Annotated in this window: 28 protein-coding genes; 13 read left to right on the top strand and 15 right to left on the bottom strand. The window is 63.9% G+C overall.

Annotation, left to right across the window (positions count from 1 at the left end):
• Positions 1-85 precede the first annotated feature (85 nt).
• Genes AOT96_RS02340 through purH form a run of 3 tightly spaced genes read left to right on the top strand, consistent with a single transcriptional unit; the run spans position 86 to position 3,896 of the window.
• Complete coding sequence (locus tag AOT96_RS02340) at positions 86-1,618, top strand: cell division protein PerM (RefSeq protein WP_064444234.1); 1,533 nt, start codon at positions 86-88, stop codon at positions 1,616-1,618.
• A 6-nt stretch (positions 1,619-1,624) separates the two neighbouring features.
• Complete coding sequence (gene purN, locus AOT96_RS02335) at positions 1,625-2,344, top strand: phosphoribosylglycinamide formyltransferase (RefSeq protein WP_030534875.1); 720 nt, start codon at positions 1,625-1,627, stop codon at positions 2,342-2,344.
• The gene (gene purH, locus AOT96_RS02330; protein WP_003946407.1) at positions 2,337-3,896 is read left to right on the top strand and encodes a bifunctional phosphoribosylaminoimidazolecarboxamide formyltransferase/IMP cyclohydrolase; all 1,560 of its coding nucleotides are present in this window, start codon (positions 2,337-2,339) and stop codon (positions 3,894-3,896) included. Before purN ends, purH begins: the two co-directional genes overlap by 8 nt.
• Before the next feature lie 77 nt (positions 3,897-3,973).
• Here purH and AOT96_RS02325 read toward each other — a convergent pair whose 3' ends face one another.
• The 3 genes from AOT96_RS02325 to AOT96_RS02315 form a co-directional block, all read right to left on the bottom strand.
• Positions 3,974-4,195 (bottom strand): hypothetical protein, encoded by a 222-nt coding sequence (locus AOT96_RS02325; protein WP_003946391.1) that lies wholly within the window; start codon positions 4,193-4,195, stop codon positions 3,974-3,976.
• A gap of 451 nt (positions 4,196-4,646) precedes the next feature.
• Positions 4,647-5,615 carry an alpha/beta hydrolase family protein gene (locus tag AOT96_RS02320; protein ID WP_003946348.1) on the bottom strand — a complete coding sequence of 323 codons (969 nt, stop codon included), beginning with the start codon at positions 5,613-5,615 and terminating at the stop codon, positions 4,647-4,649.
• A 27-nt stretch (positions 5,616-5,642) separates the two neighbouring features.
• The gene (locus AOT96_RS02315) at positions 5,643-6,215 is read right to left on the bottom strand and encodes a DUF4126 domain-containing protein (RefSeq protein ID WP_007727593.1); all 573 of its coding nucleotides are present in this window, start codon (positions 6,213-6,215) and stop codon (positions 5,643-5,645) included.
• 85 nt (positions 6,216-6,300) lie between these two features.
• On the opposite strand from AOT96_RS02315, the gene AOT96_RS02310 reads away from it, so the two are divergent.
• The 3 genes from AOT96_RS02310 to AOT96_RS02300 are packed head-to-tail and all read left to right on the top strand — an operon-like array spanning position 6,301 to position 10,095.
• Positions 6,301-6,717: a VOC family protein gene (locus tag AOT96_RS02310; protein ID WP_003946398.1), complete on the top strand. Its 417-nt coding sequence runs from the start codon at positions 6,301-6,303 to the stop codon at positions 6,715-6,717.
• A gap of 54 nt (positions 6,718-6,771) precedes the next feature.
• The gene (locus tag AOT96_RS02305) at positions 6,772-8,148 is read left to right on the top strand and encodes a sigma 54-interacting transcriptional regulator (protein ID WP_156778927.1); all 1,377 of its coding nucleotides are present in this window, start codon (positions 6,772-6,774) and stop codon (positions 8,146-8,148) included.
• Between the two features lie 9 nt (positions 8,149-8,157).
• Positions 8,158-10,095 carry a VWA domain-containing protein gene (locus tag AOT96_RS02300; protein WP_041815135.1) on the top strand — a complete coding sequence of 646 codons (1,938 nt, stop codon included), beginning with the start codon at positions 8,158-8,160 and terminating at the stop codon, positions 10,093-10,095.
• An 11-nt stretch (positions 10,096-10,106) separates the two neighbouring features.
• Here AOT96_RS02300 and AOT96_RS02295 read toward each other — a convergent pair whose 3' ends face one another.
• The gene (locus tag AOT96_RS02295) at positions 10,107-11,132 is read right to left on the bottom strand and encodes an agmatine deiminase family protein (RefSeq protein ID WP_065351250.1); all 1,026 of its coding nucleotides are present in this window, start codon (positions 11,130-11,132) and stop codon (positions 10,107-10,109) included.
• Positions 11,129-12,076 carry a nitrilase-related carbon-nitrogen hydrolase gene (locus AOT96_RS02290; protein WP_065351249.1) on the bottom strand — a complete coding sequence of 316 codons (948 nt, stop codon included), beginning with the start codon at positions 12,074-12,076 and terminating at the stop codon, positions 11,129-11,131. Before AOT96_RS02290 ends, AOT96_RS02295 begins: the two co-directional genes overlap by 4 nt.
• 149 nt (positions 12,077-12,225) lie before the next feature.
• On the opposite strand from AOT96_RS02290, the gene AOT96_RS02285 reads away from it, so the two are divergent.
• Complete coding sequence (locus AOT96_RS02285) at positions 12,226-12,843, top strand: TetR/AcrR family transcriptional regulator C-terminal domain-containing protein (protein WP_047272565.1); 618 nt, start codon at positions 12,226-12,228, stop codon at positions 12,841-12,843.
• Here the strand turns inward: AOT96_RS02285 and AOT96_RS02280 are convergent.
• From AOT96_RS02280 to AOT96_RS02270, 3 genes are all read right to left on the bottom strand, one after another.
• Positions 12,840-14,366, bottom strand: a complete 1,527-nt coding sequence (locus AOT96_RS02280; protein WP_047272564.1) for an APC family permease — start codon at positions 14,364-14,366, stop codon at positions 12,840-12,842. The two genes, AOT96_RS02285 and AOT96_RS02280, sit on opposite strands and share 4 nt — an antisense overlap.
• Positions 14,363-15,262 carry a universal stress protein gene (locus tag AOT96_RS02275; protein WP_007727555.1) on the bottom strand — a complete coding sequence of 300 codons (900 nt, stop codon included), beginning with the start codon at positions 15,260-15,262 and terminating at the stop codon, positions 14,363-14,365. Before AOT96_RS02275 ends, AOT96_RS02280 begins: the two co-directional genes overlap by 4 nt.
• A gap of 90 nt (positions 15,263-15,352) precedes the next feature.
• Positions 15,353-16,783 (bottom strand): gamma-aminobutyraldehyde dehydrogenase, encoded by a 1,431-nt coding sequence (locus AOT96_RS02270; protein ID WP_003946421.1) that lies wholly within the window; start codon positions 16,781-16,783, stop codon positions 15,353-15,355.
• 169 nt (positions 16,784-16,952) lie between these two features.
• On the opposite strand from AOT96_RS02270, the gene AOT96_RS02265 reads away from it, so the two are divergent.
• Complete coding sequence (locus tag AOT96_RS02265; protein ID WP_065351248.1) at positions 16,953-18,470, top strand: PucR family transcriptional regulator; 1,518 nt, start codon at positions 16,953-16,955, stop codon at positions 18,468-18,470.
• A 36-nt stretch (positions 18,471-18,506) separates the two neighbouring features.
• Here AOT96_RS02265 and AOT96_RS02260 read toward each other — a convergent pair whose 3' ends face one another.
• The 7 genes from AOT96_RS02260 to rpmB form a co-directional block, all read right to left on the bottom strand.
• Complete coding sequence (locus AOT96_RS02260; protein ID WP_065351247.1) at positions 18,507-19,868, bottom strand: flavin monoamine oxidase family protein; 1,362 nt, start codon at positions 19,866-19,868, stop codon at positions 18,507-18,509.
• Between the two features lie 152 nt (positions 19,869-20,020).
• Entirely contained in the window at positions 20,021-20,485 is a 465-nt protein-coding gene (locus AOT96_RS02255) for a hypothetical protein (RefSeq protein WP_037132827.1), read from the bottom strand.
• A gap of 19 nt (positions 20,486-20,504) precedes the next feature.
• The gene (locus AOT96_RS02250; RefSeq protein WP_065351246.1) at positions 20,505-21,443 is read right to left on the bottom strand and encodes an AEC family transporter; all 939 of its coding nucleotides are present in this window, start codon (positions 21,441-21,443) and stop codon (positions 20,505-20,507) included.
• A gap of 130 nt (positions 21,444-21,573) precedes the next feature.
• Positions 21,574-21,831 (bottom strand): 30S ribosomal protein S18, encoded by a 258-nt coding sequence (gene rpsR / locus AOT96_RS02245; protein ID WP_003946414.1) that lies wholly within the window; start codon positions 21,829-21,831, stop codon positions 21,574-21,576.
• Positions 21,832-21,840: 9 nt separating this feature from the next.
• Positions 21,841-22,146 (bottom strand): 30S ribosomal protein S14, encoded by a 306-nt coding sequence (rpsN, locus tag AOT96_RS02240; protein ID WP_003946379.1) that lies wholly within the window; start codon positions 22,144-22,146, stop codon positions 21,841-21,843.
• Positions 22,147-22,148: 2 nt separating this feature from the next.
• Positions 22,149-22,313 carry a 50S ribosomal protein L33 gene (rpmG, locus tag AOT96_RS02235; RefSeq protein ID WP_003946358.1) on the bottom strand — a complete coding sequence of 55 codons (165 nt, stop codon included), beginning with the start codon at positions 22,311-22,313 and terminating at the stop codon, positions 22,149-22,151.
• 4 nt (positions 22,314-22,317) lie between these two features.
• Positions 22,318-22,554 carry a 50S ribosomal protein L28 gene (gene rpmB / locus AOT96_RS02230; protein ID WP_003946346.1) on the bottom strand — a complete coding sequence of 79 codons (237 nt, stop codon included), beginning with the start codon at positions 22,552-22,554 and terminating at the stop codon, positions 22,318-22,320.
• Positions 22,555-22,658: 104 nt separating this feature from the next.
• On the opposite strand from rpmB, the gene mrf reads away from it, so the two are divergent.
• The 5 genes from mrf to AOT96_RS02205 all read left to right on the top strand — a co-directional run bounded on the left by mrf (position 22,659) and on the right by AOT96_RS02205 (position 25,723).
• Complete coding sequence (gene mrf, locus AOT96_RS02225; RefSeq protein WP_003946410.1) at positions 22,659-23,912, top strand: ribosome hibernation factor-recruiting GTPase MRF; 1,254 nt, start codon at positions 22,659-22,661, stop codon at positions 23,910-23,912.
• Positions 23,909-24,163, top strand: coding sequence for a type B 50S ribosomal protein L31 (locus tag AOT96_RS02220; RefSeq protein WP_003946367.1), 255 nt, complete (start codon positions 23,909-23,911; stop codon positions 24,161-24,163). Before mrf ends, AOT96_RS02220 begins: the two co-directional genes overlap by 4 nt.
• Positions 24,163-24,336 (top strand): 50S ribosomal protein L32, encoded by a 174-nt coding sequence (gene rpmF, locus AOT96_RS02215; protein ID WP_065351245.1) that lies wholly within the window; start codon positions 24,163-24,165, stop codon positions 24,334-24,336. Before AOT96_RS02220 ends, rpmF begins: the two co-directional genes overlap by 1 nt.
• 18 nt (positions 24,337-24,354) lie before the next feature.
• Positions 24,355-24,966 carry a trimeric intracellular cation channel family protein gene (locus AOT96_RS02210; RefSeq protein ID WP_003946409.1) on the top strand — a complete coding sequence of 204 codons (612 nt, stop codon included), beginning with the start codon at positions 24,355-24,357 and terminating at the stop codon, positions 24,964-24,966.
• 70 nt (positions 24,967-25,036) lie between these two features.
• Positions 25,037-25,723 (top strand): response regulator transcription factor, encoded by a 687-nt coding sequence (locus tag AOT96_RS02205; protein ID WP_003946387.1) that lies wholly within the window; start codon positions 25,037-25,039, stop codon positions 25,721-25,723.
• Positions 25,724-25,740 lie beyond the last annotated feature (17 nt).

The raw sequence follows: 25,740 nt of genomic DNA, 5'->3' as shown, positions 1-25,740 counted from the left end.
ACCCGCTGCGGGTGGAGGCCACATTCCGTGAGCCCGACGGCGCGCCTGAGTGCGCGGCGCACTGTCGAGTGAAACCCTCGAGGGGATGAGTTCTTTGATTGATGGCACCCGGTCCCGTCCCACGTCCTCACGACCCGGACGTGGTCGTACTGGCAGCGGCCGCGTCGGCGGCGGTCGCCCGGGACCGAACCCGGACCTGGCGCGCAAGCTGCTGACCGTCGCCTTCCGACCGTCGGGCCTGACGATGCTGCTGATCGCGGCTGTCGTCGTGGTCACTTTGGTATCGGCGAGCAGCGACCTGACCGGAACCTTCGGCGCCATTGCCACCACCTGGTTGGTCATCCACCAGGTGCCGGCGACTATCAGCGGCGTCCAACTCGGTGTACTGCCATTGCTTCCGACGGCCGTCATGATGTGGGTGGTTGCACGCCGATGCGCGTCGACTGCGGTGCACACCGACTCCCGTGACGACACCCTCCGCCTGGTGGGGGCGGCAGTAGCCGGGCCGTTGACTATCACGGCAATCGCTCTCGCCGTTGTCGCCGACGCCTCCGCGGCAATTCCGCTGTCGAGCCCCAACACGTTGGCCGCTTTCGGCTGGGTCGCCGGGATTCACCTGATCGCCGCGTCCGTCGGTGTTGCTGCTGCGCACTGGGATCGCGTCGTCGCCGAGATTCCGCCGTGGGCATCTGCCGCTGTTCGTCCGGCCGCGGCCGCGTCGGCAGCGCTGCTGGCTGCGGGCGCCGTGGCCGTCGTGGTGTCACTACTCGTGTCGTGGTCGACGGTCGGTGACCTACTCGCACGAGGCAACGGGTTTGTCGGCGTGCTGGGATTGACGGTGTTGTCGCTGCTCTATCTGCCGAACCTCGTGGTCGGTGCAGCCGCGGTGATGACGGGATCGACGGCCGATTTCGGCAACGTCTCCATCAGCGTGTTCGGCAACATCGGTGGAGATCTGCCACCGTTGCCCCTTCTCGGAGCGGTTCCGGAAGGCGTCGCCGGCGGAATCTGGCCGGTGCTGTTGATCGTTCCGGCTGCGGTGGGTGTGATGCTCGGCCGTGATTGCGCTCGACGCATCGCCGGGCAGGACAGTGTGCTCGCGGTGCTGACGGCAGCTGCCGGTGCCGGCGTCGTCATGGCTCTGCTTGCCCTTGCTGCGGGGGGAGACCTCGGGCAGTTCGGCACCGTCGAGGTCCTGTGGTGGGGCTTCGGTCTTCTGACTTTTGCGTGGCTGGGATTGTTCGGAACCGTCTCGGCGCTGTTCGCGATGTGGTTCTCACACCGCGGACACATGAAGGACGAGGTTGCGCCGCCGACGGCTGAACCGGCTCGAGAATCCGAGCCCGAACTTGCGATCACGGCCGCGGCCACAACGGATGGCGAGGACGACGAAAACGCCGACGAAGTGCTCGCCCAGGAATCTGCGGTGGTAGTGACCAAGGTCGTCGAAGCCGAAATTGTCGAAGAATCAGGCGAACCCGTGCAGGTAGTGACAGAGGAAACCGTCGAGATCGAAGTAGTCGACGCGGAGGTTGTCGCGGCACCCGAGGCGGACCCCACAGCCGGGGCCGAGCCGGAGACCGACCTGCCCTCGAAGCCGCAGGAGTCCAGCGACTAGGCTGTCATGCGGCCGATACTCCGGCCGCATCATCTTCCAGTTCTCAGGAGTAGTGCGCTGACTGCCTCGGCCGACAATCCGCAGCCGACAATGCCCGACAGGGTCCAATTTCGCGACTCTGTCGCGCGGGTAGTCGTACTCGCTTCCGGCGCGGGAACCCTGCTGACTTCGCTGATCGACGCTTCGCATGCCGAGGGATACCCCGCCGAGATCGTTGCCGTCGGTGTAGATCGTGACTGCCTCGCCGCCGAGCACGCTGCGGATTCGAAGATCCCGTCCTTCAAGGTCTCGATCAAGACCTACGAAAATCGTGCCGCCTGGGACGAGGCGCTGACAGCAGCAGTGGCCGAGTACGAACCCGATCTCGTGGTCAGTGCAGGCTTCATGAAAATCCTCGGCCCCAGCTTTCTCGAGCGTTTCGGCGGCCGAATCATCAACACTCATCCCGCGTTGCTGCCTGCCTTTCCCGGCGCGCACGCGGTTCCCGACGCTCTGGCGTACGGCGTGAAGGTCACCGGTTCCACGGTGCATCTCGTCGACGGCGGAGTTGATACCGGGCCGATCTTGGCGCAGGAAGCTGTGCCGGTGCATGACGACGACACCGAGTCTTCGTTGCATGAACGCATCAAAATTGTGGAGCGACGGTTGTTGGCGGACGTCATCGCCGCTGTTGCTACGCGCGGAGTGGTTTCCGATGGACGAAAGGCCGTGATCCCCAGTGAGTGAACGCAAGGCTGTGCGCCGTGCACTTGTCAGCGTCTACGACAAGAGTGGTCTGATCGAGCTGGCCACGGGCCTGCACGAGGCCGGTGTCGAGTTGGTCTCGACCGGTTCGACCGCGTCGAAGATCGCCGACGCCGGAATCCCCGTGACCCCGGTCGAGGCTCTGACCGGATTCCCGGAATGCCTCGAAGGCCGTGTGAAGACGCTGCATCCGCGCGTCCACGCCGGCGTTCTCGCCGATACCCGCAAGCCGGATCACCTCGCTCAGCTCGAGGAACTCGGCATCGCGACCTTCGAATTGGTCGTCGTGAACCTGTACCCCTTCACCGAGACGGTTGCCTCGGGCGCTAGCCCGGACGAGTGCGTCGAGCAGATCGACATCGGCGGCCCGTCGATGGTGCGTGCTGCAGCCAAGAACCATCCGTCGGTTGCCGTCGTGGTCGATCCGGCTCGGTACGCCGACGTCCTGACTGCCGTTGCCGGTGGCGGATTCACCTTGCGTGAGCGCACTGTGCTTGCAGCGCAGGCTTTCCAGCACACTGCGTCGTACGACGTCGCGGTTGCGAGCTGGATGACGAGCACGATCGCCGCTGACGAGGACGGTTCGCTGTTCCCGGCCTGGGTCGGTGCGACCTGGAACCGCAGCGCTGTTCTTCGCTACGGCGAGAACCCGCACCAGGACGCTGCGCTGTACGAAAACCCGGCTGCGCCTGCAGGTTTGGCTCAGGCGGAGCAGTTGCACGGCAAGGAGATGTCGTACAACAACTACACGGACTCCGACGCAGCGTGGCGCGCAGCGTACGACTTCACTGATCCGGCCGTCGCAATCATCAAGCACGCCAACCCGTGTGGCATCGCCATCGGCACCGACATCGCCGACGCCCACCGCAAGGCGCATGCTTGCGATCCGGTCAGTGCTTTCGGTGGTGTCATCGCAGCCAACCGTGAGGTCACCGTCGAACTGGCAGAGCAGATCGCCGATATCTTCACCGAGGTTGTCATCGCGCCCTCGTACGAAGACGGGGCCGTCGAGGTTCTGCAGCGTAAGAAGAACATTCGTGTTCTGAAGGCTGCCGCTCCGACCGCTACCGGAATCGAACTGCGTCCGATCTCCGGCGGTACGTTGCTCCAGCAGCGCGACGTTCTGGACGCTGACGGCGACAACCCGGCCAACTGGACTCTCGCCAACGGTGAGGCTGCCGATGCCGAGACTCTCGCAGACCTCGAATTTGCTTGGCGCGCCAGCCGTTCGGTGAAGTCAAACGCGATCCTGCTGGCCTCCGGCGGCGCGTCCGTCGGCGTCGGTATGGGCCAGGTCAACCGCGTCGATGCAGCGCATCTTGCTGTTCAGCGAGCCGGTGACCGCGTCGTAGGTTCGGTTGCAGCTTCGGACGCGTTCTTCCCGTTCCCTGACGGTCTGCAGGTGCTGCTCAACGCCGGCGTCAAGGCTGTTGTGCAGCCGGGTGGTTCGGTTCGCGACAACGAAGTGATTGCCGCAGCCAAGGAAGCCGGTGTCACTCTCTATCTGACCGGTGCGCGCCACTTCGCGCACTGACTCCTGCGTCGGTAGCGGGCCTCGACTCCTCAACGGGAGTTTCGGGGCCCGTTCTGCATTCAGGCCGCCCGGGTCTTTCAGGCGGCGCTGCTGTGGGTGCCCTGGAGTTCGCGGGGTGAGCCGGTGATGACGACGCGTGAGGCTCCGCGACTGCGGATCTCGCTGATCAATGCGCCGAGGGTAGCTTCGTGGGCCGCATCGGAGTGTGAAAGATCCAGGGTGACGGCGTATCCGGTGAGGTCACCGGGCAGATCGACATACGGCGGCGCGATGGACAGTTGGTTGACTCGAAGTTTCATGTGGTGCTCCTGCGTGTGAAAGGTAAAAGAAAAGGCACCCGAGGCGTTTGCCCTGGGTGCCCGAGAACGAATCCGGTGGAACTGGGGATCATTCTCGGGGTACACCGCGCTTGTTGCCCATGTGCTTGGCCGACATTGCGGCCGAAAAAATGTGCTTGTCTACGGTGCAGCTGCGCCACGAAGGTACGGATACGACGTGCGGGTGTAGCGACATGATGTCCGTTCCTTTCTGTGTGGCGTTGCTGGTTAATGGATGACCGTACAGCACGGATCGAGGGTTCGCACCAATAAAAAGCGCCGCGAACGTAAACTCCGGGTGACTTCTGTCCCCAGGTTCGCTGGATTGAAAGAGTCTTCATTGCAGGTCAGGCGTAGAAAGCAGAATTCCCTCCGCGATGGTTCGCGGAGGGAACTTTCTACCTGAAAAAGAGGACGTTCGGTCTGTACGTGATCAGGAGAACGAACGGACCCACGCTGTGAAGGGCTCCGAGAACTCTGCCGAGTACGGAAGCGGCGCGACGTAGTCGGCACCGGTGGACTGTTCGTCGCCGATGTCCTTGAGTACGAAGTTGGCGTTGCGCATCCGCACGGAAGTCAGCGCTGTATGTGAGAGCGCGGCGTCGAGTGCCGCGACATCGGCGGGAATGACTTGGATGTCCTTGTCCGAGCAGCTCGTGAGAACGGGCATGCCCGCCGGTAGCGCCGCCACGAGCGCAACCGGGTCCAATGCGTCTTCCTCGGCGAGTGCCTTGGCATTGGCGTGTACGAGTCCCGCATTCTGCAGCGGCTCGGGCAGGTCATCCGGAACAGTGCCCTCGGATCGCAGCGACTCGACGGCATCGGCGAGCGCGACGCGCAGTTCGTCAGCCAGTTCGACCGGTAACTGACCGGCGCCGACGACCGCATCGAGCTGGCGGTGAATCTGCGTCGTGAGTAGATCGAGAAGTCTGACGCTCAGTGGCTCGAGCAGTGCGAGGGCACTGACTCTGGCGCCCTCCTTCGCGGTGGCGAGGGCCAGTGCGACTACGGCGCCGTCGCTGTGTCCGACCACGAACAAGCGCTCGGGATCGACACCGGGTTGCCCGGCGAGGTAGTCCAGTCCGTCGGAGGCGGCGTCGACAAAAGTGTTGAAGCCGAGATCGGCGATGTCCTCGATGTCGTAGTCACCGAGGGCGGTTTCGCCACTGCCGAGCTTGTCGTAACGCAGGCTTGAAATCCCTTGTTTTTCAAGAAGATCCGCGATGAACCGCAGAGTTCCGATGTCGCCTTCGAGGAGGGCGCTGTCGCCGTTGCGATCGGTGGGGCCGCTGCCGGCCAGAATCAGCGCGGCCGGGGCAGGGGCGTCGGGTGAGGCGGCCAGGCGAAGACTCCCGTACAGGGTGACGTCGCCGGATTGGAACGAGATCTCGGTGTCGGACATGACGACTTGTCTACCAGGTCGGTGCGGTCAGGCGGTGCGCAGACTCCGGACACGACGCCAGCCACGCCAGCTGAACCACAAGAGCGCGGCGAGCAGGGGAATGATCAGGAGCGGCAAGATCATCGCGATCAAGGAGGTGAAGAAAGTCAGCACATCCTCGATGACGGAAACGACGGGATTTGCCAGCCCACCGGTAGTGGCCGTACTGACCGCGCGAGTGCCGGTCTGCGCGGCGCTGAACGTCAACGCCGTCGGCGCTCCGACGATGATGCCCGCCAACGCGGCCATCGCAGGGTCGAGATGGCTGAAGGCCGCCCAGGCCGCGATCACTCCGGCGATCGGTCCGGTGACGTTCCCGATCACCGAGAGTGCGTTGTCCACGAACGGAATGAGGTCGGCACCCAGTTCGACCACCGCGGCGATTGCCAATGCGACCAGCGCGCCGGTCGATCCGATCCACCGCATCGACTCGCCGACGGTGATCCCGAACAGTTCGAAGTGGACGGCAGCGCTGAGCATCAGCAGCGGCAGGAAGGTTCGCATTCCGGACGCTGCGGCGAGTCCGAGGCCGAGCATGGCCGGCAACACCCAGGTATCCATGGGTGGAGTTTAGGTCTACTGTGCGCCTTTATTAACCGCCGGCGGTTAATAAAGGCGCACAGCAAAGTCTCGGAAAGGACCTTTCATGGCGACAAACCCGCAGCCGATGTTCTTCCTCAACCTGCCCGTCAAGGACCTCGGCAAGGCCACCACCTTCTACGAGGGCCTCGGATACTCCAAGAACACGCAGTTCTCCGACGAGAATGCGTCGTCGATGGTTATCAGTGACACCATCGTCGTGATGCTGTTGGCCGAGCCCTTCTTCAAGACCTTCACCACCAAGGGCATCGCCGACACCTCGACGTCGACGGAAGCGCTGCTCGGTCTCTCGGCCGAGACCCGTGAGGCCGTCGACGCCCTCGTCGACAAGGCGCTCGAGACCGGCGGTTCCGAAGGAAACGCGACGCAGGATCACGGCTTCATGTACAGCCGCAGCTTCCAGGATCCCGACGGCCACATCTGGGAAATCATCTGGATGAATCCCGAGAACATCGAAGGCTGAGCGACCGAACTTCCTCGGCGAGAGGCGAAACCCCGCAAACACTCGTAGCGTGGAGTGGTGACTGTCGCAAAAACCCTCGGAGAGCTACGCGCCTCCGGACACGTACAGCGAAGTGTCAAGGAAGAACTACGAGAGAATCTTCTCGCCGCGTTGCGGGACGGCCGTGACCCCTGGCCCGGGATAGTCGGGTTCGAGGACACGGTCGCCCCGCAACTCGAGCGGGCGCTGATCGCCGGCCACGACGTGGTTCTGCTCGGCGAACGAGGTCAGGGAAAGACGAGGCTGCTTCGCACTCTCGGGCTCCTGCTCGACGAGTGGACGCCCGTCATCGAAGGCTCGGAACTGGGGGAGCACCCGTACGAGCCGATCACCCCGGCTTCGATACGTCGAGCCAAGGAACTGGGCGACGACCTCCCGATCGCCTGGCGCCACCGCAGCGAGCGGTACTCCGAGAAGTTGGCGACGCCGGATACCTCGGTCGCCGACCTGATCGGCGACGTCGATCCGGTCAAGGTTGCCGAAGGCCGGAGCCTCGGCGATCCGGAGACCATTCACTTCGGCCTCGTGCCTCGCGCGCATCGCGGAATCGTGGCCATCAACGAGCTCCCCGACCTCGCCGAACGCATCCAGGTCTCTTTGCTCAACGTGATGGAAGAGCGGGACATCCAGGTCCGCGGGTACGCGCTTCGCCTTCCGTTGGACGTTCTTCTGGTCGCGAGCGCCAACCCCGAGGACTACACCAACCGCGGGCGCATCATCACACCACTCAAGGACCGCTTCGGCGCCGAGATCCGCACTCACTACCCCGTCGAGCTGGCGGGCGAGATCGCGGTGATCGAGCAGGAGGCGCATCTGGCCGCGGAGGTGCCCGACTACCTTCTCGAAATTCTTGCCAGATTCACTCGCCTGCTCCGCGAATCCACCTCGGTGGACCAGCGATCGGGTGTGTCGGCACGCTTTGCCGTCGCCGGCGCCGAAACGGTCAGTGCAGCGGCGGTACGACGCGCGGCGGTGCTCGGCGAGGCCGATCCTGTTGCACGGCCCGTCGATCTCGAGTCCGTGGTCGAGGTTCTTCGCGGCAAGGTCGAGTTCGAATCCGGTGAAGAGGGACGAGAACTGGAGGTGCTCGAGCACCTGCTGCGTCGCGCGACGGCCGATACGGTTCGGGCACGTCTCGGCGGGATCGACCTGGGGATGCTGGTTGCTGCGGTGGAGATGGGCAACACGATCGTCACCGGTGAATCTGTCACGGCCAAGGCATTTCTCGACGAGCTTCCGGACCTCGAGGTCCTGGACGAAGTAGCCGAACGTCTCGGTGCGCAATCCGACGGCGAGCGTGCCGCCGGTGCCGAACTTGCCCTCGAAGGGCTTTACCTCGCGCGCCGGATCTCCAAAGATCAAGGCCCGGGCGGCCGCTCGGTGTATTCGTAAGGGGCAGTGATGATCCACAATCCGCGGTACGGGCCTTACGACGGTGGTCCCGATCCGCTCGCGCCTCCCGTGGATCTGCGCGAGGCCCTGGCAGCAATCGGCGACGACGTGTTGTCGGGCACGTCGCCGCGCCATGCCCTCCGAGAGCTCCTGCGCCGAGGCAACCGGGACATGCGCGGGCTCGACGACCTTGCCGCCCAGGCGAACCGGCGTCGACGCGAGTTGCTGCGCCGCAACAATCTCGACGGAACTCTCGACGAGGTTCGCAAGCTTCTCGACAAGGCGGTGCTCGAAGAGCGCAAAGAATTGGCACGTGCTCTCGACGACGACGCACGATTCAACGAAATGCGGATCGAGGAGTTACCGCCGTCGACAGCTCAGGCCGTGCAAGATCTGGCCGACTACAACTGGCGCAGCGAACAGGCTCGCGCGGATTACGAGAAGATTCGTGATCTGCTCGGACGTGAGGTCCTCGATCAACGCTTCTCGGGAATGAAGCAGGCCCTCGAGGGCGCTACCGACGAGGATCGTGAGCAGATACGCCAGATGCTGGCTGATCTGAATCAACTGCTCGATGCGCACTCTCGGGGTGTCGACACTCCGGAGCAGTTTGCGGAGTTCATGGACAAGCACGGGCAGTATTTCCCGGACAACCCGCGCAACGTCGACGAACTTCTGGATTCGTTGGCGCAGCGCGCGGCGGCCGCACAACGATTGCGTAACTCGCTCTCGCAGGAGCAGCGTGACGAGTTGGATGCGTTGGCGCAGCAGGCGTTCGGCGATCCGAGCCTGATGAGTGAGCTGAGTCAACTCGACCAGTTCCTTCAGGCGGCTCGGCCGGGTGAGGACTGGGAAGGTTCGCAACAGTTCCGCGGCGACAACGGAATGGGGTTGGGTGAGGGGACCGGTGCCCTGCAGGACATCGCCGAGCTGGAATCGCTGGCAGATCAACTGTCGCAGCAATACGCGGGCGCAGCGCTCGACGACATCGACCCCGAGCTACTCGCGCGGCAACTCGGCGACGAAGCCGCCGCTGATGCTCGCACCCTGGCCGATCTCGAAAAGGCTTTACAGGAACAGGGTTTCTTCGATCGCGCACCGGACGGTCAATGGCGCTTGTCGCCCAAAGCCATGCGACAGCTCGGACAGACCGCTCTGCGTGACGTCGCCGGGCAACTGTCGTCGCGAACCGGTCAACGCGATACGCGTCGGGCAGGTGCGATGGGCGAACCGACCGGAGCGTCCCGCGAATGGGAATTCGGGGACACGGAACCGTGGGACGTCACGAGAACCATCACCAACGCCGTCCTGCGTGACCCGGGCCGAATGCCGGTGCGGCTGAGCGTCGTCGATGTCGAGGTGGCCGAAACCGAACAGCGCAGTCAGGCTGCGGTTGCTCTCCTGGTGGACACGTCGTTCTCGATGGTGATGGAAGATCGCTGGGTGCCGATGAAGCGCACCGCTCTGGCACTCAATCATCTGGTGAGTACGCGATTTCGCAGCGACGAACTCCAGTTGATCGCCTTCGGACGCCACGCGCACGTGCTGAGCCCGTCGGAGCTCGCTGGTTTGGACGGCGCGTGGGACCAGGGAACCAACCTGCACCACGCACTGTTGTTGGCGGCCAGGCATCTTCGACGCCACTCCAACGCACAGCCGGTGGTACTGATCGTCACCGACGGTGAGCCGACGGCTCATCTCGAAGCGGACGGAGAAGCCAGGTTCGACTACCCGCCGAGTGCACGAACCCTCGGTTTGACGGTTCGAGCACTCGACGCGGTGGCCAGGCTTGGCGCCAAGGTCACGTTCTTCCGCCTCGGTGAGGATCCAGGTCTGGCCAGGGTGGTCGACCGGATGGCGCACCGTGTGGGTGGACGCGTCATCGCGCCGGACCTGGACGGCCTCGGCGCCGCGGTCGTGAGTGACTACATGCGAGGTCGCCGCTAATTCTGCCGCCGTCAGTCTTGTTCAGCGGGCTGGTGCTGGGTGATGCAGTGGATGCCGCCGCCACGTTCGAACAGCGGTCTGGCGTCGACGGTGACGACGGTGCGCCCGGGGTAGGCGGCCGCAAGGATCCGGGCCGCTTCGGCGTCGGCCGGATCGTCGAAGCTGCAGGCAATCACTCCGCGATTGACCACGAGATGGTTGATGTAGCTGTAGTCGACGAATCCCTCGTCGTCGCGCAGGATTTCGGGAGCGGGTACCCGAATGACCTTCCACGGCCGGCCGCCGACGTCCGTCGAGCTTTCGAACAACTCGATGATCGTCTTGCTGACGGCGTAGTCGGGGTGCACCGGATTGCGTTGGTCATGGACGAGTACCACTCCGGGGGAAGAGATGGCAGCGACGATGTCGACGTGTCCGCGCGTTCCGTAGGTCTCCTGATCGCGGGTCAACCCGCGGGGAAGCCAGATCACGTGCTTGGCGCCGATGGTGCGGGCGAGTTCGGCCTCGATGTCGGCCTTCGTCAGGTCGGGGTTTCGTCCCGGATCGAGTTGGACGGTTTCGGTGACCAAGACGGTGCCGAGACCGTCGACTTGAATACCGCCGCCCTCGTTGACGATTGGTGAGTCGATCAACTGGGCACCGGATTGTTCGACGACAAATGCGCCGATCTTCGAGTCCTTGTCCCACTGCGCCCAATCCTGTGCACCCCAGCCGTTGAACACCCAGTTGACTCCGCCGAGACGGCCTTCGTCGGACAGGACGAACGTCGGCCCGATGTCGCGCATCCACGCGTCGTCGAGAGGTGCCTCGACGATGTCGACCTTCTCGGACAGGTACTTTCGTGCTTCTTCGACTTCGGCGGGATCGACGACGACGGTGACCGGCTCGAATTCGGCGACGGCGTGGGCGACGGCCGCCCACGTCGAGCGCGCTTCGTGCTGTTCTCCCGCGGTGTCCCCGAGAGAGTATCCGGCGCTCGGGTACGCCATCCAGGTACGTTCGTGCGGCTCACTTTCCGCGGGCATGCGCCAGGTCATCGGTTGGCTCCTGCAGTGTTCACCGGTGCGGTCAGGGCCGAGTAGGTGTCGGGTCGGCGAGTGGCCAGGAACGGGAACAGCGCAAGCCAGTCTTCACGGTGCTGCAGGTCGAGATCTGCGACCAAGACGGCTGATTCGTCGCGCGGAGCCTGAACGAGGATGCGTCCGTACGGGTCCGAGATGAACGACGAACCGTAGAAGGTGATGAGACCTTCACTGCCGTGGCGATTGGGGACAACCATGAAAGTGCCGTTGGCGATACCGTTTCCGACGATCACTTGCTGCCACAGCGGTTGGGTGTCGAAATTCGGGTGATCGGGTTCCGAGCCGATCGCCGTCGGGTACACCAGGACCTGGGCACCGGCGAGGGAGTATGCACGTGCGACCTCGGGGAACCACTCGTCCCAGCATGTCGGGAGTCCGAACTTGGCGCCGAGTGCCTCGTGAACGGGGTATGCGTCCTCGGACGGACCGCCGCGAAAGTACGTGTCCTCGTAGTACCCGGCCGTCACCGGAATGTGGAGCTTGCGGGTACGACCGAGAAGTTCACCCCCGGGCGAGACCAGGATCGCGGTGTTGAAGCCCAGGCCGTCCTCGGCGTCGCTGCGCTCGTACAACGACGCGTGAACGAGAACCTGGTTCTCCGCAGCGGCTTTGGTGGCGAAGGCGAAAGTGGGTCCGGTGAGCAGGTCTTCCGCCGCGCGTCCGGGATTGTCGCCGGCCTGGGTGGAGGCGGGGTAGCGGCTGAGCGTCAGCTCCGGAAGAAAGACCACGGAAGCGCCCAGCTTCGCTGCGGACGCAATGCCTTCGCTCAATTCAGCGTGGAGGTCGTCTTGGTCCTCGTGCCAGCGATGTTGGACGAGACCTACACGCAGAGGGGTGGACGTGGACGGCGAAGTCGCGGCCGGTGACTCGGGTGGGGTGAGGGCGGTGATCGTCAGCATGGGGTTTCCTCGGTGCTCGGGTATTCGACGTTCAACGTAAAACGAATGTGATTCGTTAAGTATGGTGGGTGAGCGCTGATTGATCAAGGACTTTCGAGGAATTGTTTTTTGCAGCGCCCCGAACGGTGTGGATCACTACAGGAGGACATATGCCGCGGCCATCGCAACGACTGCTCTCACCGGCGATCATCACCGAGGCAGCGATCGAGTCGGTGGACGAATCCGGCGACTTCACCATGCCGGGACTCGCCGCAAGACTGAAGGTTCGACCGTCCTCGCTCTACAACCACGTTTCCGGACGAGCCGAGATCGTCGAACTGATGAGGGCGCAGTTGATGGCAGGAATCGACGTCGAGTCGGCCTCGGGGACCTGGAGTGAGACCGTCGCGGCGCTGGCAGCCGAGTACCGGCGAAGCTACGCCGCGCATCCTCGTCTGATTCCGCTCTTCACGGCCCAGACGGTGCAGGCCGGTGTGGCGTTCACCCTCTACAACGCATTGGCGCAGGCATTTGCCGATGGTGGCTTCGACCCGACCGAAACACTGCACGCGATCACGACCGTCGACAGTTTTGTTCTCGGTTCGGCCCTGGACCTGGCGGCGCCGGACGTCCAGTGGGCGTCGGGACCCGAAGCCAACGACGCGATGAAGGCGGCGTTGGCAACGTCCGGGAAAAATCCCGAACGTGCCGACGCCGCCTTCGAATTCGGCTTGCGCGTGTTGATGGCGGGCCTGATCGCGCAGGCCCCCGAAGCTAGTGACTCCTAGGACACGCTGAGGTCGTTCTCGTCGCGCAGAGCCTCCGTGTCGAGATTGAGGGTCTTGCCCTCGAAGAACTCGGGATTGCGCACTCGCATGACCATCATCAGGACCGCGCCGAGGATGAGGATTCCGAACCCGAGGAAGAAGACCAGGCCGATTCCGCCGATGGATGCTCCGCTGGCATTGTCCGGATTCATACTCTCCTGGACCGAAATGACGAACACCGCAAGCAGCATGAGGCCACCGATGAGTGGGAACGCGAGCCGAAAGACGAAGTTTCGTACGCTCTCTAAAAGCGTCTTGCGGAAGTACCACACGCACGCGAATGCGGTGATGCCGTAATACCAGCAGATCATGATGCCGAGTGCGGCGATCGTATCGAGCAGAGCACTTTCGGACAGGAACGTGACGACGCTGTAGAACACTGCGGTTACCGCGCCGGCCACGACGGTCGCGTACGACGGCACCAGGAACCGAGGCGACACCTCGGCGAGCTTCTTGGGGAAAGCTCCGTATGCACCCATGGCGAGCATGGTTCGTGCCGCGGGCAGGAACGTGGTCTGCAGGCTGGCGACTGAAGAGACGAAGACCGCGAGGAACAGAAGCATTCCGCCCCAGTTGCCCAGGACCGGGTCGGCCAGAGCGCCGAAGACGTTCTCGGAGTTGTCGGGATTGCCGAGACCGAGGCCTTCCTCGCCGACGCCGGCGTACATCATCGCGGCAACGGCGACCAGCAGGTAGGTCAGGAGAATGGTTGCGACACAGAGCAAACCGGCGCGGCCCGGGGTCTTCTTGGGGTTCTTCGACTCCTCGCCCAGCGTGAGACAGGTATCCCAGCCCCAGAACGCGAAGATCGATCCGGTGAGTCCGATGACAAACGCACCGATGGCGAGTCCGCTGAACGGGTTGAACCAACTCAGGTCGAAGGACAATCCGGCCGGGGCGTCGCCGGCGCCGACGTGAACCAGTGCAACGACGGCGAAGACGACCAGCAGCACCATCTGGAAGCCGACGAGCGCGAACTGTACGCGCTCGCTGGTAGTGATTCCCCGACTGGCAATCCAGGTGGCCAACGCGATGAACACCAGTGTGGTGCCGACGTTGACGAATTTATTGCCCGGCAGATCGGCGATGGAGGGATTGTCGGCCACCCGCGCGATGAACAGATAGAAGAAGTCGACGGCAATCGCAGCGAGGTTCGAGAGCACGATGATGGTGGCGATCACCATGCCCCAGCCGCACATCCAGCCGACGTACGGTCCGAATGCCTTGGTGGACCACGTGAATGACGCTCCGCAGTCAGGAGTGTCGGAGTTCAGTTCGCGGTACGCGTACGCGGTGAGGAACATCGGGATGAAGCCGGCGATGAAGATGGCGGGCATCTTGAGACCGACCGCAGCGACGATCAATCCGATGCTGGCCGTCAGGGTGTAACCCGGTGCCACGGAGGAGATTCCGAGCACCGCGCCGGAGATCATGCCGATCTTGCCGGTGGCGAGGCCTTTGGAACTCAGTTCGGTGCTGGTCATGACAGTGCCTCCGGCTGGGTGAATTCGTGCTTGGGCACTACGACCATGGGTACGGGCAGTACGCGCAGCATCTTGGCGGCGGTTGAGCCCAGGAACAGTTTGCGGGGCTGTGCGAGTCGACTTGAACCGACCATCACGAGGTCGCCGTCCTGCCAGTCCAGTTGACGCACTGCCGATTCCACGGTAGATCCGTCGGCAATGATGACCTCGATGGGGAACTCCGCGGGGAGCGCGGCTCTTGCGACGTCGAGTGTGTCCTGAGCGTGATTTCGTGCACGCTCCCTGGCCGACTCGGCGGTGTCGCGATGATCTCGCAGATCGTTCTGGGGGTCGAGCGCTACCAGTGAGACCAGTCGCAACGGAACCTGCATCAGTTCGCTGGCGCGCACGGCGGTGTTCAAGACGATGTCGGCGCCGACACGGGTGCCGAGTGCACAGGTGACCTCTCGTATCGCAGTGGCCGCCGAGTGCCGCGTTCCGCGAGGCGCCAGTGCTACCGGGACATGGGCGGAGTGAAGCAGTTCGGTCGAGACCGAACCTATCGCGTGACGGCCGAGCAAACCGTCGCCGGAAGCTCCCACCACGATCGCGAGCGCATTCAGTCGGTCCACTTCGTCGAGCAGGCCCTGAGCGAACGACTCGTGGAAGCTCAGGTGTACTTCCACCTGGATGTCCTCGGGCACCGACGCTTTCGCCTCGGCGAGCCAGTCGTGTGCACGCGCGGCGAGGATGTCGTCGTAGCCGGCTTCCGAGGGAACCTTGGCCGGCAGTGTCCGATCCGGTGGGAGGACCATGCAGATGTCGAGTTGCGCGCCGAGACTGCGCGCGAGCTGGGCCCCGAGGACCAGCCCGTCTTTACCGCTGGGTGTGGCGAGGTATCCGACGATAAGGCGCATGGTGGCTCTTTTCCGGATTGGAGGAATCTGCTGTGCGCCTTTATTAACCGCGGGGGGTTGATAAAGGCGCACAGCAGGAGGGGCGGCGACTCAGTCGTGCGAACTCATGACGTGCTTGAGACGGGTGTAGTCCTCGACTCCGTAGGCCGAGAGATCCTTGCCGTAACCGGAATACTTGAAGCCGCCGTGCGGCATTTCGGCGACGAGCGGGATGTGGCAGTTGATCCACACCGCACCGAAGTCGAGAGCAGCGGAGACGCGTTGCGTGACACCGTGATCCTTGGTCCAGATGCTCGAGGCCAGGCCGAACCGAACGTCGTTGGCAAGCGTGATCGCCTCCTTCTCGTCGGAGAAGCTCTGGACTGTGAGGATAGGACCGAAAGTCTCTTCCTGCACGATGTCGTCCGATTGCGCGACGCCGGTGATGACGGTCGGCTCGAAGAAGAATCCGGTTTCGCCCGAACGCTTTCCGCCGGTAACGATCTTGGCCGACGCCGGCAGGTTCGCGATCTTGTCGCTCACGGCGTTGAAGTGATTGATGTTGTTGAGCGGGCCGTAGAAGGCATCAGGATCGGAAGGCGCTCCGGGGCGCAGCTTCTCGGCGTTCCGGACGAGGGCTTCGACGAGCTGATCGTGGATGGACTCGTGAACGATCACGCGAGTGGCCGCGGTGCAATCCTGGCCGCCGTTGAAGAACGCTGCCTCGGCGATGCCGGTGGCGGTCTTCTCGATGTCGACGTCGCCGAAGACGATCGCCGGCGCTTTGCCGCCCAGTTCGAGGTGCGCGCGCTTGAGTTGCTGTGCTGCGGACACGGCGACAGCGATGCCCGCCCGCACCGAACCGGTGATCGAGACGAGACCGAGGGCCGGGTTCTCCACCAACGTCGCTCCGGTTCCGCCGTTGCCGAGCACGACGTTGAACACGCCGTCCGGCAGGATGCCCTTCGAGAGCTTCGCCAGGACCAGCGTGCTGCCCGGTGTGGTGTCGCTGGGCTTGAGGACGATCGTGTTGCCGGCCGCGAGGGCGGGCCCGATCTTCCACAGCGCCATCATGAACGGGTAGTTCCAGGGCGTGACCTGACCGACGACGCCGATCGGCTCACGACGGACGTAGGAGGTGAAACCCTCCATGTACTCTCCGGCCGCCTTGCCCTCGAGAAGTCGTGCGGCTCCGGCGAAGAACCGCATCTGATCGGCTCCGACCTTGACCTCTTCGTCGGCGATCATCTGGTGGGCCTGGCCGGTGTTGGCGCTTTCGGCTGCGACGATTTCGTCGCTGTGCGCTTCGATGGCGTCGGCGAGCTTGAGGAGTGCAGCCTGCCGCACGCTCGGCGTCGTCTTGCCCCAGGTCTCGAATGCTCTCTGTGCGGCTTCGACGGCGGCGTCGACGTCTTCCTTCGTGGAGACCGGCGTACGCCCGACCACACTCTCGTCCACGGGGTTGATCAGGTCGAGTGTTTCCGTCGCGGCTGAGGCGACGAATTCACCGTTGATGTAGTTCTCGAGTACGACGATCGACATCGGTACCGGTTCCTCTCGAGGTCGAACGAGTTCCGGCCGAGGTGATCAGCACGGAACTCGCACTTTGTGGGGCGTGTGTGAGCAAGTGTGCGCTGACTCACAAGTAAAGGCAGCTGCCAAAAAGGTGAAATCTTTGATCGCCGACGCGCCGAGTTGTACAGTCCAGCCCATGACGATCGCTGTGCGGTGGATGTTGGCGCAGCCGGACCTCGCGCTGGAACTCAAAGGCGGCGCCCAGGGCGTCGGTCGCGAAATCACATTTGCGCACGCCACGGAGTTGCTCGACCCTTTCCGGTGGTTGACCGGCGGCGAATTCATCCTCACCACCGGCATCCGATTGCCGTCCACTCAGCAAAAGCGCGGCCGCTATCTCCGAATGCTCGACGCGGCAGGTGTGGCGGCGGTGGGATTCGGAACCGGGCTCTCGTACCCCGAGGTCCCGGCCGATCTGGTGGCCGTCGCCGACGAGATCGGACTCCCGCTGATCGAGGTGCCGCTGCCGACGCCGTTTGCTGCCGTCGTCAAGCGTGTGATGAGCCGGTTGGCAGAGCAGGAATACGAAGCGGTCCTCCGGGCGTCGCGGGCGCAACCGCGGATGACGCGTGCCGTCATTTCCGGCGGAACTGCCGCAACCGTGCGTGAACTGGCGATCGCAACCTCGGCGACGGTGCTTCTTCTCGACGTCGCCGGACGAGTTCTCGAGAGCTCACCTCAACTGCCGACGGACGACGTGATCGACGAACTGCGAGCAACTCTCGGGGGCGGTGCCTCCAGTAGCGTGGCGCTCGCAAGGTCTGGAGCGTCGATCGCGGTGCAGCAGATCAGCGTCGGGCGAACGCCGTACGGATACCTGGCGGTGATCAGTGCTTCGGCGCTCAGCTACGTCGATCAGATACTGCTCGGTCACGCGAACTCGTTGTTGGCATTGGACTTCGAGAAACCCGCGCGCCTGCGTGCTACTCAGGATCAGTTGAATTCGCACGCCCTCGGGCTGCTGCTCACCGAGGATCGCGACCCGGCGCCGGCGTGGCAACAGATCAGGCAGGCCGCCGACGGCGAGGGAATGATCCGAGGATTGACAGTTCTTGCCGACACGTCCGACGTAGCGGGACGCGTCGGAGCCGAGATTGCCGAGTTCATGAACAAGGCAGGGCGGCAGTTGTTCTCGCGAATCAACGACACTCGCGTCACAGTGCTGCTGCGTGGAACCGACGACGTCCAGTTCGCCCGAGAGCTACTGGGCGGGGTATCGAGGTCGGATCTTCGCGCGCTTCGAGTCGGCTTGAGCGCGCGACGGGTGGTCGCTGCGCTGGCGGTCGCCGTCGAGCAGTCCCAGCTGTGTGCGTCTGCGGCGGAAATCGGTGGCGAGCCTTTGGAATTCGCGGCGCTGACCGGAAGTGTGCTGCTGTCTTTCGATTCGACGCGTGAAGTGCTCAACACGTTGGCGGAAACGATGATCACACCGATCGAGGACTACGACCGTGACAACGGCACCGAACTGCTGGCGTCGTTGCGGGCATTTCTCGAGGCCAACGGACACTGGGAAGCGGCCGCCATCACGATGGGCGTTCACCGGCACACACTGCGGAGCCGAATGGCGAAGGTGGAGAGCCTGATCGACTGTCGGCTGGAAGTGGCCAGGGTTCGGGCCGAACTACTGCTCTCGATCATTGCCCGGCAATCGTGACTGCCGGGCAATGATCGAGACTTGGCAAAGCGGCCGTCAGGCCTTGCTGCGAGCGATGATGTCGGCTGCGGTTCGCTGACCCATCCGAACGGCACCGTCGACGTGCTGGTACCCCTCGGCCGCAATGTCGGAGCACGAGAAGTGAATCGGGCCGACGGGCGTGCGGGAATCCGCGCCGTAGCGGTGCAGGCCTCCGAGGTCGAAGCTCGCTGCGTACGCACCGCGGGTCCATTCCTCCGAGCCCCAGTCGGATTCGTAGTACACAACCGGCTCTTCGGCCTTCGGGCCGAGATAGCGGGCAAGTGAGGCCAGAATCGTGGCCTTACGCTCCTCGACGGAAAGCTCGAACATCGCGTCGGCCTTCTCGTCGGAGACGAACGCGACCAGGGTGCCGCGATCGTCCTCGTGGTTGGTGTTGTCGTACACCTCCTGCACTACCTCGGACGCGCCGAAGCCGGTGCCGGAGAGGCCGTCTTCGCGCCAGAAAGGCGTCTCGTACACCGCGTGAACCTTGATGACGAGGCCGAGGGACTGGTGCTGGTGCATCTGGTGCTGACGACGCGGCAGCGGGGGATCGTACGAGATTCGGGAGTAGAGGTTGGGCGGTACGGCCAGGATCACTCGGCTTGCCTCGACGCGAACATCGCCGTCCGCCAACACCGTTGCACCGGATTCGTTCCACTTCACCGTTCGCACGGGTGCGTTGAGGAAGAGGTCGTCGCCGAGGGCCTCTGCCATGCGGATCGATACCTGCTGCATTCCGCCGATCACTCGCTTGTCGAGGATGAAGTCCTCGTCGACGAGGTGGGAGAACGAGCCTGCGGAAGCGGCCATGAGTACGGCCTGCAGGGCAGAGAACGAGTGGGCGGGCTTGGTGAGCATGCCACCGGCAATGAAAAGACCGATGTTGTCACGTGCCTCGGCGTCGTCGGACTGATTGATCAGCCACTGCTTGAAGGAGACTGTGTCGAGATCGCGGGCGAGGGGATGTGCCCACGGTTCCTCGGCGCCGATCTGTGCTGCGAGATCGTCCATCTCGTCGATGAGACGGTCCATCTCCTTCTTCGTGGTGTCGTTCGTGGGGAAGGAATCGCCCGTGTACTGCGTCCGCTCGCCTGCCGACGAGATGTAGACGGACTCGCCCTCGCGGTAGCGCTCGAAAGTTTTCAGGCCGAGTTCGTCGAGCAAGGCGAGCAGGGCGGTCTGGTCGGGGGAGACCCACTGGCCGCCGATTTCCAGAACTGCTCCGTCGATGGTGTCGGTCCACGTGCGGCCGCCGACGCGGTCGCGCGCTTCGATCACAGCGACGGTCAAACCGGCCTTGCGCAGCGCGGTTGCAGCTGCCAGGCCAGAGGGGCCGGCGCCGACGATTGCAACGTCTCTCTGGAGAGTAGGCACTTGCGAGCTCCTTCATGTTGAGCACCGCTCGAGTCGAAAGCTGCCGACGAGCGAGTGAACGGGTGTCGGTTTTCAGTCTGTCCCGAGGAGACGCACACCACACCTGACGAAACGGAGTGTTCGATCGTCGAACTTGTGCCGTTTAGGCGCGGCTAGCCGTTGACGACGTGACGATCGCCGAGCGGTCGGCTCAGCGGGACATCCAAGCTGCCGAACACGGCAACCAGAATGCACATCTTGTCCGCGGCCTCGGGCAGTGCCCCGGTTCGGAGCGTGACGATCACCGTCGTATCTGTCTCTTCGACGGTTGCGTACGCGCCGTAGCACTCCGGAGTGCCGGTCACGAAGTGGACGGCCACCGTGTGATCGTCGACCTCGGACCACGATTCGAACATCGTGGCCGTCGCACCCACGATGTCGGTGCGGCTGTCGAACTCCGTGCCCATCTCGCTGTCGTCGACCTCGTCGGGAACGGGGGTTCCGAGCGACCAGTCGGCGGGACTTGCTTCGTTGGCCGCCATCGGATTCGGTGCGGCAACCGGCCCCGTGGTCTGGGCCCCGACGGAGCATCCGGCCACAGCAAGGCAGGCCAGAACGGCGAGGGTTAGTACACGCATGAATCCACCGTAACCCTGCTCAAGCGAGTAGCGCTGTGACCAGCGCAATTGCCGGAATTGACGCCAAAGTGGTGACAAAGGCACTGTCTCGGGCGAGGACCATTCCGCGCCGATAGCGGCTTGCGTAGATGAAGACGTTCTGCGCCGTCGGCAACGTCGAGACGACCACGATGGCGAACAACTGATGACCGTCGATGCCGAGGAGGAAATGCGCCATCAGATAGGCCAGCACAGGTTGGACCACGATCTTGAGCGTCGACGCCAGCGCGACGTCGCGGCGTGGACTCGAGCCTTTCTCCAGCACCCGCACGCCGTAGAGCGAGAGCCCGAATGCCAACAGCGCACCGGGTACGGACGTCGCGCCGATCAATTCGAAAGGCTGCATCAGCGGCCGGGGCGGTACCCAACCGATCAACGCGACGATCAACCCCGCAGCGCCCGCGAGCACGATCGGATTCTTGAACGGGGCGGTGACGGTGTCGATCAACGAGAGCTTCTCGGCATCCGCGCCGCGAAGGGCCGTCAGATCGAGGATCGTCAAGGCGATCGGGGAGTACACGACGATCTGGAAGAGCAGGAGCGGCGCGACGAACGTGGCATCGCCGAGCACGAACACCGCGATCGGGATTCCGAGGTTGGCTGAATTCACGTACGAAGCCGACAGCGCGCCGATGGTCAGTTCGGGTAGCGGCCGGTTGAGCCAGATCTTTGCGACGACGACGTACAGAGCGCCGACGGCAAAGGCAGTAGCCGACGCAACGGCGAGCGTCGGCGAGAAGATCACCGAAAGATCGGACGACGCGAGGGTGGTGAACAGCAGGGCAGGCGTCGCGACGAAGAAGACGAGTCGACCGAGAACGAACTGTCCTTGGCTACCGAGGGTGCCGAGACGGCCGAGGAGATACCCAACCCCGATGACAACAAAAATTACGGTGAAACCCGCAACAACTCCCGACACGCTGCGGGCACCTCTCGACTGGAATGAACGACTTCGGGAAAATCTTAGTCAGGGCAACAAAAAGGCCGCGCAGTCGAGTGACTGCGCGACCTCTTCGGTACTTCTACGTGTGACTACCGAGCACGTATGACTACCGGGCGGCGGTGAAGGGGAGCAACGCCATTTCGCGTGCGTTCTTCACTGCAACGGCGACCTGACGCTGCTGCTGCGGGGTCAGGCCCGTGACGCGACGGCTGCGGATCTTGCCGCGGTCCGAGATGAACGTGCGAAGCAAGTTGATGTCCTTGTAATCGACATGCGTGATCTTCGCTGCGAACAACGGGTTCTTCTTGGGCTTACGACCCTCTACGGGGCGTGGCTTCTTCGACGGTGAACGCTTGACTGCCATCCGACTTCCTTACCAGCTCGACTTGTGTACGCCAGGCAGTTCCCCACGGTGCGCCATTTCTCGCACGCGAATCCGGGAGAGCCCGAACTTCCGCAGGTGGCCGCGCGGACGTCCATCCGCAGCGTCTCGATTGCGCAATCGTACCGGACTGGCGTCGCGTGGTAGACGTTGCAGGGTCGCTTGGGCCTTCGCGCGCTCCTCTGCCGAGCTTTTCGGGGAGCGGATCGTCTCCTTGAGAGCGGACCGCTGCTCCGCGTACCGCTCGACGACGACCCGTCGCTGGTTGTTCTTCGCGATCTTCGACTTCTTGGCCATGCCTACTTCTCTTCTCGGAAATCGACGTGCTTTCGCAGCACCGGGTCGTACTTCTTCAGTACGAGTCGATCGGGGTCGTTACGACGGTTCTTGCGGGTCACGTACGTGTACCCGGTGCCCGCGGTGGACTTGAGTTTCACGATCGGGCGGATCTCGTTGCGTGCCATCTGCTCAGACCTTCTCGCCGCGCGCGCGGATCCGGGCGACGACGGATTCGATGCCGTCGCGGTCGATCGTCTTGATGCCCTTGGTCGAGAGCGTGAGTGTGATGCGACGCCCCTCGCTGGGCAGGAGGTAGGTCTTGCGCTGGATGTTCGGGTTCCAGCGACGGTTCGAACGCTTGTGAGAGTGCGAGACGGATTTTCCGAACCCCGGCACACGTCCGGTCACTTGGCAGTGAGCCGACATGGGTGTTCCTTTCAACTTGCAGATGACAATCATTTTCGACAATGCGATGAGATCAATGTACCGTTCAACCTCGGTAATGACAATCATTCCCAGAAAGGCCCGCTGTGAACACGATCTTGGACGGCAGGACTCCGCTGGTCCTGGTCGCCGGCATGAGCGAATCCACCCCACACACCGCACGAGCGTTGCTGCGAACCGGAACTGTTCTGGTCCACCACGACCTGAGCCACGTCCGTGAAGGGGTGGTCCGGCGGACGGTCACCTCGATGACCGGGAGTGCCGGGTCTGCCGGCACTGTGTCCGAGCGCGAGACGATCCTCGAGCTCGCGCACGGCTGCGTCTCCTGCACCCTGCGCGAAGACTTGCTGCCGCTCCTGCGCCGGCTTCACTCGCACAGTTCGGTGCAGCGGATCGTGTTGCTGTTGGACCGGCAACTCGAGCCCGAGGCGCTGTGCTGGGCGATCGAGCACGTCGTCGTAACCGGCGTCGTCGGCCAACTGGACGGACCGGCGCAGCGGGACGTCCGCGTCGACGCCGTCGTGACGTGCATCGACGCGGCGACCTGGCTGGCAGACGCCACCGGCGACGAAGCTCTCGACGACGACCGCACCCTGGCTCAGGTCGTCGTCGGGCAGGTCGACTTCGCCGACGCGCTCGTCCTACGCGGGTCCGATGCGCTCGACGGCTGGCAGCGGTCCCGCTTGAATGCGGTTCTCGCGCGCATCGCTCCACGGGTACCCGTCTTCGACGAGGGAGACGACATCGAGGCACTGCTCCTCGAGGTGCCTGCGGATGCGCGACGCGGTGAACTGGCCGACGCTCACTCACCGCTGTTGCGTCGCCAGCCGCCGCTCGACGACGACGGCGGAGTGATGCTCGTCGAGTTCACCGCGAACCGGCCGTTCCACCCCGGACGTCTGCACGAGGCGATCGACGTCCTGCTCGAAGGCGTCGTGTACTCCCGCGGACGAGTCTGGGTGGCGACGCAACCGGGTGAAGCGCTCTGGCTCGAATCGGCGGGCGGTGGCCTGCGAGTTGCCAGCGCGGACACCTGGCTTGCCGCGATGACGCCGGAGGAACGAGACCGCGTTCCAGCTGAACGCCGTGCACTCGCGGCCCTGAAATGGGACGAGCGTTTCGGTGATCGCGACACCTCGATGGTCGTTCTGACCTGCGGTGCGAACCCGCTCGAGATCGACCGAACACTGCAGCACGCCTTGGTCACCGACGACGAATTGGCGGACGAAGCGTCGTGGGCAACGTGGGAAGACCCGTTCGGCGAGTTTCATGAAGACCCGTGTGACGAATCCGAATCACCTTATGCCGAAACCGAATCAACGCGAGAGGGAAACGAATGAAGAAGCAGATGCACCCCGACTACCACCCGGTGGTCTTCCAGGACGCCAGCACCGGCAAGAGCTTCCTGACCCGATCGACCGTGACGAGTGAGCGCACCGTCGAATGGGAAGATGGTGGCACGTACCCGCTGCTGGTCGTCGACGTCACGAGCGACTCTCACCCGTTCTGGACCGGAGCGCAACGTGTGATGGACACCGCCGGACGCGTCGAGAAGTTCGAGCGGCGCTACGGAAAGCGCAAGGCACTCTGATGGCCGTTCCCAAGCGGAAGATGTCCCGTTCCAACACGCGCAGCCGTCGTGCCCAGTGGAAGGCGACGGCGCCCGATCTGGTCGAGGTCACAGCCTTCGGCCAGACCCACCGAGTCCCTCGGCGACTGGTCAAAGCAGTTCGACTCGGGGTGATCGACCCGAGCCGCATGTGACCGTGCGATCCTTGGCCGGTGCTGCTGAGGATCCTCGAACTGGTGGGCATCGTGGCGTTCGCGGCCTCGGGTGCCCTGGTGGGCGTCACCAAGCGACTCGACATCTTCGGGGTGTGCTCGGTGGGTGTGTTCACCGGCATCGGCGGCGGTATCGTCCGCGACGTTCTCCTCGGCGTCCATCCGCCCAGCTCTCTGAGCAGTTGGCCGTACTTCGGAACGGCCGCCGCCACCTCACTCGCCGTGTTCTACCTCCACGAGCCGCTCAATCGACTGCGTCGTGAAATCCTGGCGCTCGACGCACTGGGGATGGGCTTGTTCGCGAGCACCGGCGCCGTCATCGCGCTGGACAACAACGCCAGTTCGCTGGCGGCGACCTTGATCGGTGCGACCGCGGCGATCGGCGGCGGCGTGATCCGCGACGTTCTCGTCAACGAGGTGCCACTGCTCCTGCACAAGGACCTGTACGCGGTTCCCGCACTGCTCGGCGCTGCGTTGGTGGTCACAGTCTCGCAAGCCGGACTGTCCACCAACGCCGCGCTGGTGTGCGGCACAGCGTTCGCCGCGGTGTTCAGACTGCTTGCGTTATGGCGTCATTGGAGCCTGCCCGGGCCGAGGCGAACCCGGGACTGACCGCGACACGCCGGAGGCCGGAATCGGACCCTCTCAGCCGCATCTCAGCACTTCAGTCCAAACTGTCGGTATGCGTATTTTGGTGGTCGACGACGACCGGGCGGTTCGCGAGTCGCTTCGGCGGTCGCTCAGCTTCAACGGCTACACGGTCGAGCTCGCGGTCGACGGGCTCGACGCACTCGAGAAGATCCTCGCCAACCGGCCCGACGCCGTCGTGCTCGACGTCATGATGCCGCGACTCGACGGACTCGAAGTGTGCCGTCGTCTTCGCAGTGCCGGCGACGACCTGCCCATCCTCGTGCTCACCGCCCGCGATTCGGTCAGCGAGCGAGTGGCCGGTCTCGATGCCGGAGCGGACGACTACCTGCCCAAGCCCTTCGCTTTGGAAGAGTTGCTTGCCAGGTTGCGTGCACTACTTCGCCGCACCGCGCCCGATCTGGACGCCGATTCCGAAATGATGGCGTTCGAGGACCTCACCCTCGACCCGGTCACCCGTGAGGTCAAGCGCGGCGAACGATCGATCAGCCTGACGCGCACCGAGTTCTCCCTCCTCGAAATGCTCATGGCCAACCCACGCCGCGTGCTGACCCGTGGACGCATTCTCGAAGAAGTGTGGGGATACGACTTCCCGACGTCCGGCAATGCCCTCGAGGTGTATGTCGGCTACCTGCGTCGCAAGACGGAAGCCGACGGCGAACCGAGGTTGATCCACACCGTCCGCGGAGTCGGATACGTCCTGCGGGAGACGCCTCCGTGATCACCGCTCCGTTCGGC

The organism is Rhodococcus sp. 008 (genome assembly GCF_001682295.1).
GTDB classification, from domain to species: Bacteria; Actinomycetota; Actinomycetes; order Mycobacteriales; family Mycobacteriaceae; genus Rhodococcus_F; species Rhodococcus_F qingshengii.
The sequence above is the reverse complement of the archived record's forward strand: the minus strand, read 5'-3'. Positions and strand labels throughout refer to the sequence as shown.